Below are 14613 nucleotides of genomic sequence, written 5' to 3'. Positions count from 1 at the left end.
TTATAAGAGACAGCCCGGGGACACCGGCGGGCCGCCCGCGCTGTCGTCGAACCGGTCAGGAAGTGGCGAAGAACAGCGTCGGGCTCGTCCACTTCAGCGGCGGGGCGCCCCGGGGCGACAGCAGCAGGGCGCTGCGGGTGGACGAGCCGATCGGTGTCCTCGACGTCGCGATCACGACCGCCGCACCGCCGTCGACGGCGGTGCCGTCGAACGGCACCGCCCGCAGGGCGCCGTCGGTGAAGCCGTACACGAGCTTGCCGTTGACCCAGGCCATGCCCCGCACGTTGGCCCAGTTCAGGCCGGTGCCGATGCTGGGCAGGGTGAACTCGGTGCAGCCGATGATCGAGCCGTCGGGTTCCAGGTAGCGGTAGAACAGCTTGTTGGTGCCGGCCTTGGTGTAGTACATCCGCCCGTCGAGGTAGAACGCCCCGCTCATGGTCGACGGCTTGTACCAGTCGTTGAAGCCGCTGCTGACCCACGGGGCGCCCACCGTGCCGCCGGCGAACGTCGACACCTGGAGGTAGCTGCCCTGGGGGGCGGCGGCGGTGGTCCTGGACCAGTAGAGCTTGTCGCCGATCGAGAACGCCGCGCCGGCGGCCGTGAGGTTCGGCTGGCTGCTGGTGGCCGGGGTGCCCAGCGTGGTGCCGTTGAACGGCACCCTGGCCGTCTTGCCGTCGCCGGTGCCGAGGTAGAGGTAGCCGGAGGCCGCCGCCGGCGCGTTGGTGGCCGGCACGGTCCGCCCGCCGGCGAGCGGGAAGAGGCCCAGCCGGCCGTGGTACTCGTTGCCCAGGCCGTCGCTGTCGAACCCGGCGTAGAGGCCGGCGCTGCCGCGCCACAGCTCCCACACGATCGGGCCCCACGCGGTGGTGCCCGCCGGGGCGCCGGAACGGGTCGGGTTCCACACCAGCGGCATGCCGTTGATCGGGTCGAGCGCGCCCAGGCCGTACCGGTTGATGGCGCCGGCACCCGCAGAGTCGTCGCCGTTGGCGTTGTTCAGCCAACGGAAGTGCCCGCCGACGTAGACCACGTTGTCGGCCGCCTCGATCGAGGTCACCGAGTCGTGGCCGGTGTCGTTGACCCAGGTGCCGTCGATGGCCCTCCCCCGGGTGGCGGTCTCGAACCGGGCGATCGTGTCGCAGTACGCCCCGGCGGACCGGCCGCCGTCGGCGGCGATCACGAAGTAGCTGCCGTCGTCGGAGAAGTCGACGTCCCGGGCGTAGAACGGGAAGCCGCTGATCGTGCAGGGCGCCACGTACCGCTGGGTGCTCCAGTCGGCGACCTTCGGCGTGCCCTTGAGCCCCTCGACCAGCACCACCTGGTTACGGTCGAGGCCGTTGACCTTGGTGAAGTTGCCGACCGCGACCAGGGTGTTGCCGTCCGGGGTGACGTCCAGGCCCCAGACCAACTGCTGGCTGGTACGGGCGACGCTGGCATCGATCTGGAAGGTCGGGTCGATCGCGCCGGTGCGTACGTCGAGCCGGGCCAGCAGCGAGTGCGCGGTGCCGTTGACCCAGGTGAACGCGCCGGCGATGTAGAGCTTGTCGCCGGAGACGACGGTGCGCCGGACCAGACCGCCGTCGCCGCGGCCCACCCAGGAGGTGATGGTGGCGCCGGTGTTCGGGTCGAGCTGCACGAGGTTCCTGCGCTCGACGCCGTTGACCGTCTTGAACGCGCCGCCCACGATCAGCTTGCCGTCCGGGCTGACCGCCAGGGCGTGCACCGCACCGTCGAGCCGCGGAGCGAAGGCCATCTTCAGCGCCCCGGTGCCCTTGTCGTAGGCGAACAGGTAGTTGCGGGTCGTCCAGCTCGCGGCACCCGCCGCCTTCACCGAGGTGAAGCCGCCACCGACGTAGACCGTGGAGCCGATCTCGGCGAAGGCCTTGGCGTCGCCGTCCTTCGCGTGCGGGGTGTTGTCCACCGGGTTCGCGCTGGTCAGGGTCATGGCGACCGGGGTGGGCGGCCCGGCCTGGGCGGGCACCGCGAGCGGACCGGCGAGCAGCACCGGCACGGCGAGCACGGCGAGCCACCGTCGACCTGATCGGGACGACGTTCGGAGAGACACTGATTCCCCCAATGATGAAGTGAGATCCTGGATAGCTTGCTGCGTCCGGATTTGTCGCACCATCAACCAATCGGTCCACTCGACTGTCGGCTTGCCCATACGGGTCGATCCGGGCCCGCCCACCACCTCGGCCGGCGGGCACCGGCGGACGTCACGCCGCCCACCGGAACGGCACGACGGACCCCACCGTGCCGACCGTCCACGATGCCGCCTGCGCCAGGTCCTCGGCGGTGACCGCGTCGGCCTCCCGGGCCAGCACCAGCCCGCGCCGGCCCAACTCGCGGGCCATCTCGACCTGGTGGTCGTCGACGTGTTCCCCGTACGCCCGGCGCCGGGGCACGTAGATCGCGCGGTGCCCGACCCGTATCGCCGCCAGCGCGGAGCCGACCCCGGCGTGGGTCACGACCACGTCCGCCTCCCGCATGGCCTGCTGCATCTCCGCGTACGGCACCTGCCGGCGCGCGCCGGCCGGCATCCGGGGCACCTCGGTCGCACCCACCTGCCAGAGGATCTCCGCCTCCCGGGGCAGGACGTCGACCAGGCGGGCCAGCAGCCGCGGGAAACCGAACCGCTCGTGGGTGCCGAGCGCCACCACGATCCGCGACACCGGCCGTGGCTTCGGCCGCGGCAAGGGCGCGTAGCCGTCGAAGATGGAGCCGCCGTACCGCCACCGGCCCCGCGCCCAGGCCGGGTACTGGGTGTAGAGGCGGGTACGGGGCAGCCCGGCGACCAGTCGACCGGTCAGCGACGGCCCCTCGGTGCGGGTGGCGCTCTCGATGTAGTGGCAGGCCAGACCGCGCCGGACGGCCGGCAGGAAGAACGACGCGGCCACGCTGGCACCGGTGCTGATCACCCGGCGGAACCGACCGCCGCGCAGCACCCGCCGGGCGGCGACCAGGTCGCGCACCGCTCCCGCCACGTCCCGGCTGCTCGCCGGCGGAACGTGGATCACCTCCTGACCGTCGAGCAGGGACCGGCTCTGCGGTGAGTCGAAGGTGACCCACACGCAGTCGTCCTGCACGCCGAGGCGCGGCACGAGGTCGTGCAACTCCGCCAGGTGTCCCCCGGTGGAGGCGACGAGAAGGGTCGTCACGTCGGGCCCACTTCCGTGGTCGAGCGGGACCGGTCGGCGCCGGCGGGGGACGTGCCGACCGACCCGGGGTTCACGTGCCGGCCAGGACGCTGTCGGGAACCGGCACGGCCCGCGACAGCGGCGGCCGGACCCGGCCCTCGGCGACGAGCAGCGCCAGCGCCGTCACCGCGAACAGCAGCACGGCGAAGATCCACCCGCCGATCACGTCGGTCAGCCAGTGCTTCTCGGCGTAGATCCGGGTGTAGCCCTCCACGCTGACCAAGGTCACCACCCCGGTGATCAGGGCCACCCGGCCGGCGCGCGGGATGCGCCAGGTCAGCATGGCCAGAATCGCGATGGTGCCGAAGGTCAGCATGATCCGGGCGCACCCGCCCGACGGGTAGGTGCCCAGGTCGGTCGGGGGGTGCCCGCGGTCCACCATGGTCGCCAGGATCGCCTGGACGTACTGCTCCACGACGAACTGCAACGGCATCACCAGCAGCGGCACCCACCACCGGCGATGCCGCCACAGCACGGCGAAGACCAGCGCGGCGACCGCGGTGACCCACTTCAGCGGGTACCGGTCACCCAGGGCGGTGTAGAAGGAGTTCAGCTCCGCCCAGGTGTCGACCCGGCGGGCGTGCACGTACTCGAAGACCGGGTGGTCGACGTGCGGTTCGAGGCGGGCCAGCGCCTCACCGAGCGGCCAGCAGACGGCGACCACCGCGGCGCATCCGGCCAGCAGCACCACCAGCGCCGCCCCGACCCGGCCGAAGGCGTCGGTGAGCCCGGCCACAGCGACCCGGAGTCGCTGCGTCGCCCGGCCGGCCCGCACCGCGGGCACCCGACGGGCCAGCGCCGGCACCAGCACGAGGGGCAGCACCACCGACAGAGCCCCGAGCGCGTAGATGAGAATCATCGGCGGTCACCGCCGCCCCGCAGGTCGGCGTACCCGCCGACACCTGTCCGCCGGGCGGCCCCTCGCCCGGCGTGTACTGCCGCTGTCATCGGTCTCCCTGCCTGCCGGCCGCCGGCCGGACCTGCCCCACACCCGGATCGCACGATCGCCCGGTGACGCCCCACGCCACCCGGAACCACGTCGACCACGCCGCCCCAGCGGCGATGATCGGGCGGTGCCACAGTAGTGGAACCCGTGGGTTCAGCGGTAGCGCGGGTGCCTCACCTGCGATTTTTCCGCCATCTTCGGTCGGGGAACGGACAGTTGCGTGCCGGTCACCGGGCCTGCGGGGTATTCAGGTCGCCGGCCCGAGCCGCTCGGCCAGCAGCTCCAGCAGCGCGGGATGCAACCGCCGACTCCAGCCGCCCCCACCGGCCGCCAGCTCCGCCGTACGCAGCCACAGCTCGACGAGGTAGGCGTCGCCGACCAACCGGCGGCGGACCCCGTCGAGGCCGCACACCTGTCCGTGCCGGGCAAGCAACTCGTCCATCTCCGCCGCCGCCCTCGGCACCGGCCGGTCTCCCAACGACAGGGCACTCTGGAACCCCTGATGGGCGAGATCGAAGCCGACCGGACGGTGCGGTCCGCTGTTCTCCCAGTCCCAGACCATCAGCCGACCACGGTGGACACCCAGGTTCCACGGCACCCAGTCGCCGTGCCAGTCACCGAACTCCAGTCCCACCGTGCCGTCCCGCGCGGCCAGCGCCGCCACGGCGGCGCGGACCGGCCCACCGGCCCGCTCGGCGCGGGCGACCAGGTCGGCCATAAAGGGCGAACCGGCCAGCAGCCGGGGCGCGGCCGGCGGACCTCCCCGACGCGCGACGGCCAGCATCGCGGCCACCCTCGGCCGGTACGGGTGAGGCAGCCGGCGCACCCGACGCGGCATCGGCGCGACCAGGGTCACCGCCAGGTCGCGCCAGCGCAACTCCCGCTCCAGTCGCGGCACGTCGGGGAAGTCGCCGCCGTCGCGGGGCAGCGCGCGCAGCGCGGCCGCCTCCGCCACGACCATCGCCCGCGTGGCGTCGTTCCAACCGATCTTCGCGTACCCCCGGGGGGCTCCCCGGTCGTCGAAGAGCTGCAGGGTCGGTTTGTGGTGCGGGTCGGGCGGCCGGATCCCGATCGCCGCATGCAGCCGGCACCCGGCGGTGCCGCTCAGCGCCTCGGTGAGCAGCAGCTCCGCCGGGTCGACCCGGTCGGGCACGGCGACGGTCAGCACCGGCATCCGGGCCAGCCCGGTCGCGCCCAGACCGGCCAGCACCCCGACCGCGAGCCGGTTGGCCCGCACCCGGGGCGGTCGCAGCGCGTTGTACGCCAGGGTCGAGGCGGCCCCGACCCGGCGGGAGGCCAGCGGCAGCAGGAACTTCGCCCGGGCCACCGAGGGCACCACGGCGTACCGGGCGGCGACCCGGTGACCGGCCGGTGGCGTGGACGCCGTGGCGGCCACGTCCAGCCACAGCCGGGGGTCGCCGAAGATGGCCCGGCTCACCCAGCCGATGCCGTCCGACCGGTCCCGTGGATCCGCCGCCCGGTGCACCGTCATGCCGCCCTGCCTTCCGCCCGTGGGCACACGCTGGCCGACACGATAGGCCGTGCGGACGCCCGCCGGCCCGGCGGCCGACCGCGGTCAGGCCACCGCCACGGTGCCGTCAGCGCTGCCAGACCCGTACGTAGTCCACCCGGAAGTCGGCCGGGAAGCGGGTCGCGGGGTCGGGGTTGCCGAGCCAACCGCCCACCTGGACGTTCAACCGCAGGTTGTACGGCTTGTGGAAGACCTCGTCGAACCACGGCGTCGTGGCGCGGTCCCGCTGCCAGACCAGCCGGCCGTCGACGTACCAGCGGATCGCGTCCGGCTCCCACTCGGTGGTGTACGTGTGGAAGCCGTCCCCCGGGTACCCGACCGGGAAGGCGTACCGGACGTCCTGCTTGACCGGGCTGTAGTCGTAGAAGATGGCCAGGGTGGCGGCCTGGTACCAGTCGCTGCCGCCGGGCAGCTCCACCACGTCGATCTCGCCCCGGCCGCCGTCCTCGGGGCGCAGCCAGAACGCCGGCCACAGCCCTCGCGATCCGACCGGCCTGTTGGGCGACCGCGCCCGCACCTCGAAGCGGCCGTAGCGGAACGAGTGCCGGCCGATGGTGTCCAGGTAGCTCTGGGTGTACTCCCGGGTCTGCGAGCCGCAGGTCACGGTCTCCCGCTGGGCGCGCAGGGTGAGCACCCCACCGGAGACGAAGGTGTTCTCCGGCTCGTCGACGTTGCAGCCACGGTCGATGTCACGGCCCTCGTTGTCGCGCAGGTTCCACTTCGACCGATCCAGCGTCGGGCCGTCGAACTCGTCGGACCAGACCAGCCGCCAGCCCGGCACCTCGCTGCCGGGGACCGGCGCGGGGGCAACCGGCGAGTTGGCAGTCGGTGGGCTGGTGGTCGGTGGGCTGGTGGTCGGCGGGCTGGTCGGCGGGGCGACCGGTCCCGGCGACGGCACGCGGGGCGCGGTCGGGCGGGCCAGCGGCGCGGGCCGGGCACCGAACGTCGCCGACGCCCCGGGCGGCGCGGGGCCACCGGCCGGGGGCCCTCCCGACCCTCGCTGGTAGGCCAGCACCAGCTGCGGCCGGACGGCGGCGGTGCCGTTCTCCCGGGAGGCCCAGTAGATGCGGCTGTGCCGGGTCTCCTGGACGAGGGCGAAGGAGACCGGGCCGTTGCCGGTAACCGCGGCGGAGACGTCGAACTCGTTGAAGCCGGCGGTGACCTGCTCCCGCCCGGCCACCGCGGCGCCGAGCACGGGCCGCCGTTCCCAGCCGCCCGGCCCGTCGGCGCTGCCCCGCACCGGGTGGACCCGGATCCGGGCGGCGGCCGGCTGCCAGGTGTACATCCGCAGGGTGGCACGGATGCGCACCGCGTCGGCGGGTACCCCACGGACCACGAACCCGACCAGGGCGTCGCGACGGCCGGTGCGGTTGCCGTCGCAGAGTTCGGGGCAGCTGGCGAGCGTCGTCTTCACCCCGTTGTCGCCGTCCTGCGGTACCTGGCTGACGGTGGTGTCCGCGACGGCGGTCAGCACCGCCGGCGGCACCTCGGCCGCGCCCAGCGGCATCATCGTGGCCGCCACGGCGGCGACCACGCCGACGCTCAGCATCCCCAGGGCGGCGGCCCGGCGACGGGCGCCGAGCCGGGCGACCGCGCGGTGGAGTCCGGGCCTGCTCACGGGACACTCCCCGAAGTCGGTGACGGTCATCGGCAGCAGCCAGCGTAGCGAGGGGGCCGCTCCGGCGTCCGTCGCCCGAACGGATGCCACCGGGTTCAGCGCGCGCGGTGCGCGGCGAGCGCGCCGGCCATCGCCGCCCGGGGCGCGGCGACGCCGGTGAACTGCTCGAACTGGCCGACCGCCTGGGCCAGCAGCAGATCGAGCCCGGAGACCACCCGGCAACCGGCGGCGGACGCCGCGGCGGCCAGCGGGGTCGGCCACGGGTCGTAGAGGGCATCGAAGAGCACGGTGCCCGCACGCCACCGGATCTGGTGGACGAGCGGATCGGCGACACCCTTCGGGACGGTGGAGACCACCACGTCGGCGGTGGTGTGGGTCGCCGCCGTGTCCCAGCCGGCGCCAGTCAGGGGCACCCCGAGCGCGTCGGCCACCGGCCGCAGCTCGTCGACCGCCGTGGCCCGCCGGGCCACCACGGTCACCCCGGACGCGCCGAGCCGGGCCGCCGCGGCGAGCGCCGCCCGCGCGGTGCCGCCCGCGCCGAGCACGGTGACCGTGCCGCCGGCGCTCACTCCGGCCGAGGTGAGCACCTCCACCATGCCCGACACGTCGGTGTTGTCGGCATACCAGGTGCCGTCGGGTCGTCGTACCAGAGTGTTGGCGGCACCGACGGCGGCGGCGACCGGCGACGCCAGGTCGGCGACCGCGAGCGCCGCCTCCTTGCCCGGCATGGTCACCGACAGCCCGGCCCACTCCGGGCCCAGGCCGGCGACCAGGGCCGGCAGCTCGTCGGCCGCACACTCGATCCGGGTGTACGACCACCCGGTGAGCCCGGCAGCGGCGTAGCCGGCGTTGTGGATCACCGGGGAGAGGGAGTGCGCGATCGGCTTGCCGAGCACCGCCGCCCTGTGCACCGCCGTCACGTCACTCCCCCGCTTCCCGGCTCACGATTCGGCCGGCGGAAGCGTAACCCGTCAGATAATGCCGGCCTTGCGGGCCTTCTCCTCGTTGCGCCTCTGCTCCTCGTACGTCTCGGCGAACGCGGAGTGCCCCTCCTTGTCGATGGCGACGAAGAAGAGCCAGTTGCCCTTGGGCGGGTTAGCCGCCCCCGCCAGCGCTTCCTTGCCCGGGTTGTTGATCGGGGTGGGGAGCATGCCGCGCAGCTTGCGGTTGTAGGGGTTCTTCGGGTTGTCCATCTCCTCGGGCCCCATCTGCTTGGAGCTGAGCGTCTTCTTGCCGATCAACTGGTAGTAGTAGTTGACCGTGACGTCGAACTCCAGGCACCCGCAGGGGAAGTTGCCCTTGTAGACCCGGTTGTACGCCACCCGGGCGACCTTGCCGAGGTCCTCCTTGTTACCGGCCTCCGCCTGGGCCAGCGATGCCACGATCAGCGCCTCGTACGGCGACACCCCACCCAGGCCGCTCTGCACTTCCTCGGCGAACTTCATCTCGCCGGTGACGGTCAGGAAATGGTCGACCATCGTCTTGAGGATCGTCTCGGCCGTCGCGTTCGGCGCGATCTCGTAGGTGTCCGGGTAGAGGAAACCCTCGATCGACTTGGTGACCTTCTTGCCGTCCTTGCGGACGAACCACCAGTCCGGAACGCCAAGTGCCTCCGGATCCTTCGCGGCGGTCTCGAACTCCTTGACCGGAATCTTGGTCTTGTCGGAGAGCAGCTTGTAGGTGTCCTTGGCGGTGCGGCCCTCCGGGATCGTCACCTGATTGGTGATCTTGTTCTTCCGGTCCAGCAGCATGGCAAGCGCGCTCTCCGCGCTCATCTGCTTACGCACCTTGTAGAGGCCGGGCTGGATGTTCTTGGCCCGGGAGTTCTCCTCGGCCGCCTCGATGAAGGCCTTGGTGCTCTTCACCACGTCGGCGGCGACGAGCGCGTCACCGATGTCGGCGATCAGGGCGCCCTGCTTCACCTCGACGGTGGCCTCACCCTTCCCCGAGCCGTCGTAGTCGGGGGTGACGAAGTAGTTCTGGATCCGGTCGAAGCCGTAGAACGCGCCACCGCCGATGCCGCCCAGCAGCACCAGCGCCATGACCAGGGCGAAGACCGTCTTCCCCGCGCCACCCGACTTGCCGTTGCGCTTGCGGAAGCCGCGCCGGTGCCGCCCCTTCTCCCCCCTCTCCGGCTCGTCGAACCCGAGGTCCAGATCGTCGATCATTTCGTCCGCCTCCGCTGCGCGTCTAGCCAGCTCTGCAGGATCTCGACCGCGGCGGCCTGGTCGACCACCGCACGTTGGCGCTTTCCCCGGACGCCACGCTCGGACAGCCTACGAGATGCGACGACCGTGGACATCCTCTCGTCGGTGAGCGTCACCGGAACCGGCGTCACCACCTCGGCCAAACGGGTGGCGTAGGCCGTCACGTGTTGCGCGGCCGGGCCGTGTCGACCGGCGAGGTTGATCGGAAGGCCGACGACCACCTCGACCGCCTCGTGCTCGGTCACCAGGTGTGCCAGTTCGGCCAGGTCGCTCGGCACGGCATCCGGTTCCGTCGTCAGGTCACGGGCCAGGGTGACCAGCGGCGTGGCCAGGATGCCGTGCGGGTCGGACCGGGACACCCCCACCCGGACCTGCCCGACGTCCACGCCGAGCCGGACACCCCGGGACAGCTCACCCACGGTCGGACACCCCCGTGACCCGACAGGCCAGGGCGGGCCGACCGGGCCCGCCCTTACTCCCCGCCGACGACATCACGCCTCGGCGATCGACTTCTCGACGGTGAGCAGCAGCCTCGGCGCCTCGGCCGCCGGCAGGCCACCGCCCTGGGCAACGTCCGGACTGCCTCCACCACGGCCGGAGAACGCCGCCTTGACCAGGTCGTTCGCCGCCAGGCCGCGACTGCGGGCCGCCGCGTTCACCGCCACCACCAGGGAGGCCTTCCCGTTGGCCCGGGCAGCCACCGCGACCACCGCCGGCCGCGCCGGGTCGATCTTGCCGCGGATCTCCTGGGCGAGGGTACGCACGTCGTTACCGGCCGCCCCCTCCGGCGCCTCGGTGCCCACGTACGCCACACCACCCACGTCCTTGGCCTGCCCCGCCAGCGCCGCCGCCCCACCCAGCACCAGCTGGGCACGGAGCTTCTCCAGCTCCTTCTCGGCGTCGCGCAGCTGGGTCACGGTCTGCTCGACCCGGTCGGCGACCTGGTCGCCCGGCACCCGGAACAGCTCCGCCAGCCGGGAGACCAGCAGGTGCTCGCGGGCCAGGAAACCGAAGGCGTCCATGCCGACCAACGCCTCGATGCGCCGGACCCCGGAACCCACCGACGACTCGGAGAGGATCTTGACCAGGCCGAGCTGGGCCGAGCGGGCCACGTGCGTGCCGCCGCACAGCTCACGGGCGTAGTCGCCGACCTCGACGACCCGGACCCGCTCGCCGTACTTCTCGCCGAAGAGCGCCATCGCGCCGATCCGGCGGGCCTCCTCCTGGGTGGTGACGAAGGCGTGCACCTCCAGGTCCGCCAGGAGCACCTCGTTGACCTGCTGCTCCACGTCGCGCAGCACGCTCGGCGCCACACCGGTCGGCGTGTTGAAGTCGAACCGCAGCCGGCCCGGCGCGTTCAGCGAACCCGCCTGGGTCGCCGACTCGCCGAGGAAGTTACGCATCGTCTGGTGCACCAGGTGGGTGGCGGTGTGCGAGCGGGAGATCGCCCGCCGCCGGCTCACGTCGATCTCGGCGTACCCGGTCTCGCCGGCGCGCACCTCGCCGCGCAGCACCTTGGCCCGGTGCACGATCAGGCCCGGCACCGGCTGCTGCACGTCGAAGACCTCGACCTGGCCGCCGCCCACCGTGATCAGGCCCTGGTCGGGCTGCTGGCCACCGCCCTCGGCGTAGAACGGGGTGGTGTCCAGGACCAGCTCGACGGTGTCGCCCTCGACCGCCGCGGCGACCTGGGCCCCGCCGGAGAGCAGCGCCCGGACCCGGGACTCCCGGTTCAGCTCGGTGTAGCCGGTAAACTCGACCGCACCGCCGGCGTCCAGCACCGAACGGTACGCCGACACGTCGGTGTGCCCGGTCTTGCGGGCCCGCGCGTCGGCCTTCGCCCGGTTGCGCTGGTCGGCCATCAACCGGCGGAAGCCCTCGGAGTCGACGGTGAGCCCCTGCTCGGCCGCGATCTCCAGGGTCAGGTCAATCGGGAAACCGTAGGTGTCGTGCAGCTGGAACGCCTTGTCACCGGAGAGCGCCGGCTTCCCCGCCGACTTCGTCTCGGCGATCGCGGTGTCCAGGATCGTCGTGCCGGCGCGCAGCGTCGCCAGGAAGGCGTCCTCCTCCGCGTACGCGTACTGCGAGATCCGGTCGAACTCCTCGGCCAGCTCCGGGTACGACGGGGACATGCAGTCCCGCGCCACCGGCAGCAGCTCCGGCAACGCCCGGTCCTGCCAGCCCAGCAGCCGCACCGCCCGGATCGCCCGGCGCATGATCCGGCGCAGCACGTAGCCGCGCCCCTCGTTGGACGGGGTCACCCCGTCGCCGATCAGCATCAGCGCGGTCCGGACGTGGTCGGCGACCACCCGCAGCCGTACGTCGTCCGGGTGCGACTCGCTGGCCACCTGACCGGAGTGGGCGCCGTACCGCTTGCCGGTCAGCTCCGCCGCCCGGTCCAGGATCGGCCGGACCTCGTCGATCTCGTACAGGTTGTCGACGCCCTGGAGGATGGACGCCATCCGCTCCAGGCCCATCCCGGTGTCGATGTTCTTCGCCGGCAGGTCACCGACGATCCGGAACTCCTCCTTGCTCCGCACGTCGGCGATCTCGTACTGCATGAAGACGAGGTTCCAGAACTCCATGTACCGGTCCTCGTCGACCTCCGGGCCGCCCTCGCGACCGTAGGACGGGCCCCGGTCGTAGAACAGCTCGGAGCAGGGCCCGGCCGGGCCGGGGATGCCCATCGACCAGAAGTTGTCCTTCTTGCCCCGGCGGACGATCCGCTCGGCCGGCACCCCCACCGACCGCCAGATGTCGAAGGCCTCGTCGTCGTCCAGGTAGACCGTCGGCCAGACCCGCTCCGGGTCCAGCCCGAAACCGCCGGCGTCGACCGGCTTGGTGACCAACTCCCAGGCCAGCGGGATCGCCCCGGCCTTGAAGTAGTCACCGAAGGAGAAGTTCCCGTTCATCTGGAAGAACGTGCCGTGCCGGCTGGTCTTGCCGACCTCGTCGATGTCCGGCGTGCGGATGCACTTCTGGACGCTGACCGCGCGGGTGTACGCAGGGGTCTGCTGGCCCAGGAAGTAGGGCACGAACTGCACCATGCCGGCGTTGACGAACAGCAGGTTCGGGTCGCTGATGGCAGGCAGCGGAGCGGACGGCACCACGGCATGGCCGTTGGCCTCGAAGTGGGCGAGGTACCGCCGCTTGATCTCCGCCGTCTTCATCGCTGGTGCTCCTCCGGAAAGATGTCTCGCTCACCGATGCGCGGGGGGTCCCGCAGCTCGGCGAACTGGTCGTCGAACGCCTCGCCGCGGGCGAACGCCTCGTGGATCTCCTGCTCGCGCTCGGCCATCCCCACCCGGACGTCCGTCACGAAGCTACGCAGCGACTCGACCAGGCCGCCAGCCGATTCCGACAGCCCGTTCGCGATGCCGGCCGGGGTGTACGCCTGTGCGGTGCGGGTCGCCTTGCGGACGACCACCACCCCCACGGCCAGCCCGATGCCCAGCCAGAACAGTCGCCTCATGTGCTCAATCCTCCCGCTCGCCCCCGGCCGGCTCAGCCCTGGCCGCGCTTGGCGGCACGGCGCTGCTGCTTGATCGTGTCGCGCACCTCACGCTCGGTCTCCGCGTGCCGGCGGGCCGCCGCGGCCCGGCGCACCCCGTAGCCGAACGCGGCGACCTTGACCAGCGGGTTGGCCGCGGCGGCGGAGACGACGGTGGCCAGGTTCGCCACGTTCGCGGTCACGTTCTGCGCGTGACTGGTCATCGTGTCCACCTTGGCGAGCTGGAGGTTCACCCCGTCGAGGGAGGTCTGCACCTGCTCCAGGGCGGTGTTGACGTTCCGCACGGTGGTGTTCACCTCGCCGAGCAGCGGGCCGGTCTGGTCGTTGAGGTCATTGATCATGCGGGTGGCGGCGTCCACGGTGTGCCGCAGCCGCAGGATCGGCAGCGTCAGGATCAGCACCAGCATCGCGAATGCGATCGCCGCGATTAGAGCCGCGACCTCTCCAAGCTCCACGCCTGTCCTCCTCAAGCAGGCGTTCCGGGCCTCTGCCCGGAACGCGCGACCGTCCTGCCCGCAACGGACACGCCGACCGGCCACGGCCGACGCGCGCGGGCGGGCCCGCCAGCCCCAGACCCTACCGTCCGTGATGAAAACGGGCTCAGGACGGTGACGGTGTCGGTGTCGGCTCGCCGAGCGGATCCTCGGTGAGCGTGGGGAACGGGTCCTCCCCGGTGAGAGACGGGTCGGTGCTGGGTTGCGGTCGGGTCCGATCGTCGTCGATGGCGTTACGGACCTTCATCGACACCAACGATCCGGCACATCCCGCCGGCGCGGGTGAGGCCGGCGCGGACGCCAGCGGCGACGGCGGCAGCGCCGGGGCGCCGTCGACCGGTGGCGGCAGGCAGGAGGGCGCACGCACCCACAGGTCGAGGGTGAGTTCGTCCTGCCGCCAGCAGGTGTAGCTGCCCTTGTCGGGCTGCTGCGGGCAGAGGTCGACCTGCCACCGCTGCCAGCCTTCCCGGCCCAACGCCGCCTCGTAGGCCCGGGCGGTCTCCTCGGGCGAGCGCTCCGACTGCACAGTGCGCTCCCGCAGCCGGCAGTCCTGCAGGCACCAGCGGTTGCCGCTGACGTTGTCGACCGTCTGGACCGCCGCCCAGCCCGGCACGTCCAGCTCGTCGAGGGTGTCGAACACCGGATCCCGACTGAGGGTACGGATGCCGAAGTAGAGCGGCAGCGCGCCGAGCAGCACCACACTGACCAGGACCAGGATGCCGAGCCGCAGCCGCCGCCGCTCCCGTATCCGGCGACGCAGCTCGGAGCGGGCACCGCTGAGCCCACCGGCGGTGTCCCCGGTCGACGGCTCCTCCTCCGTGGCCGGGCGAACCGGCGGCACGTCCACCGGTTCCGCCGCTCGGGCTTCCGGCGGCACGGCGGCCGCCGCGCGTGCCGGGGCCACCGGCTGGTCGGGACGGGACTGCGGCCCGACGGTGGCCGTCCCGGCGGCGTCCGGCCGTCCGGGCTGCCGTTGGGGCGGCGTCGCGCGGCCGGCCTCGTCGGGTCGGATCACCGGGGCGGCGGCACGGGCGACCGCCGGCTGGCCGGGGCCGCCGGCTGCCGAAGCGACCGGCGGGGGGCTCTCGCGCCGGGGCTCGTCGGCCGGGGCG

At 72.7% G+C, this 14613-nt stretch carries 12 protein-coding genes; all 12 read right to left on the bottom strand.

The features are described 5' to 3' along the window. Window positions 1–55 precede the first annotated feature (55 nt). The gene (locus E1182_RS23295) at window positions 56–2125 is read right to left on the bottom strand and encodes a delta-60 repeat domain-containing protein (RefSeq protein ID WP_132268930.1); all 2070 of its coding nucleotides are present in this window, start codon (window positions 2123–2125) and stop codon (window positions 56–58) included. A gap of 88 nt (window positions 2126–2213) precedes the next feature. Next, entirely contained in the window at window positions 2214–3155 is a 942-nt protein-coding gene (locus E1182_RS23290) for a glycosyltransferase (RefSeq protein WP_132268928.1), read from the bottom strand. Window positions 3156–3225: 70 nt separating this feature from the next. Beyond that, window positions 3226–4053: a phosphatase PAP2 family protein gene (locus E1182_RS23285; protein ID WP_132268925.1), complete on the bottom strand. Its 828-nt coding sequence runs from the start codon at window positions 4051–4053 to the stop codon at window positions 3226–3228. 334 nt (window positions 4054–4387) lie between these two features. After that, a complete protein-coding gene (locus E1182_RS23280; protein WP_132268923.1) occupies window positions 4388–5632 on the bottom strand; it encodes a hypothetical protein in 1245 nt (414 codons plus the stop codon). 106 nt (window positions 5633–5738) lie between these two features. Further along, entirely contained in the window at window positions 5739–7289 is a 1551-nt protein-coding gene (locus E1182_RS23275) for a glycoside hydrolase family 16 protein (protein WP_132268921.1), read from the bottom strand. 95 nt (window positions 7290–7384) lie between these two features. Further along, on the bottom strand, window positions 7385–8209 hold the full coding sequence (locus E1182_RS23270; RefSeq protein WP_132268918.1) for a shikimate dehydrogenase: 825 nt from the start codon (window positions 8207–8209) through the stop codon (window positions 7385–7387). Window positions 8210–8260: 51 nt separating this feature from the next. Then, window positions 8261–9457: an endolytic transglycosylase MltG gene (mltG, locus tag E1182_RS23265; RefSeq protein WP_132268916.1), complete on the bottom strand. Its 1197-nt coding sequence runs from the start codon at window positions 9455–9457 to the stop codon at window positions 8261–8263. Further along, window positions 9454–9915 (bottom strand): Holliday junction resolvase RuvX, encoded by a 462-nt coding sequence (ruvX, locus tag E1182_RS23260; RefSeq protein ID WP_132268913.1) that lies wholly within the window; start codon window positions 9913–9915, stop codon window positions 9454–9456. The genes mltG and ruvX overlap by 4 nt, the downstream gene beginning before the upstream one ends. Before the next feature lie 72 nt (window positions 9916–9987). Then, entirely contained in the window at window positions 9988–12666 is a 2679-nt protein-coding gene (gene alaS / locus E1182_RS23255; protein ID WP_132268911.1) for an alanine--tRNA ligase, read from the bottom strand. Beyond that, window positions 12663–12968, bottom strand: coding sequence for a hypothetical protein (locus E1182_RS23250; RefSeq protein WP_132268908.1), 306 nt, complete (start codon window positions 12966–12968; stop codon window positions 12663–12665). Before E1182_RS23250 ends, alaS begins: the two co-directional genes overlap by 4 nt. Window positions 12969–13000: 32 nt before the next feature. Beyond that, entirely contained in the window at window positions 13001–13462 is a 462-nt protein-coding gene (locus E1182_RS23245) for a DUF948 domain-containing protein (RefSeq protein WP_132268906.1), read from the bottom strand. A gap of 145 nt (window positions 13463–13607) precedes the next feature. After that, window positions 13608–14261, bottom strand: coding sequence for a hypothetical protein (locus E1182_RS23240; RefSeq protein ID WP_132268932.1), 654 nt, complete (start codon window positions 14259–14261; stop codon window positions 13608–13610). Between the last annotated feature and the right edge of the window lie 352 nt (window positions 14262–14613).

It is taken from the genome of Micromonospora sp. KC721 (assembly GCF_004348355.1).
Classification (GTDB): domain Bacteria; phylum Actinomycetota; class Actinomycetes; order Mycobacteriales; family Micromonosporaceae; genus Micromonospora.
This window is presented reverse-complemented; position numbering and strand designations above follow the sequence as displayed.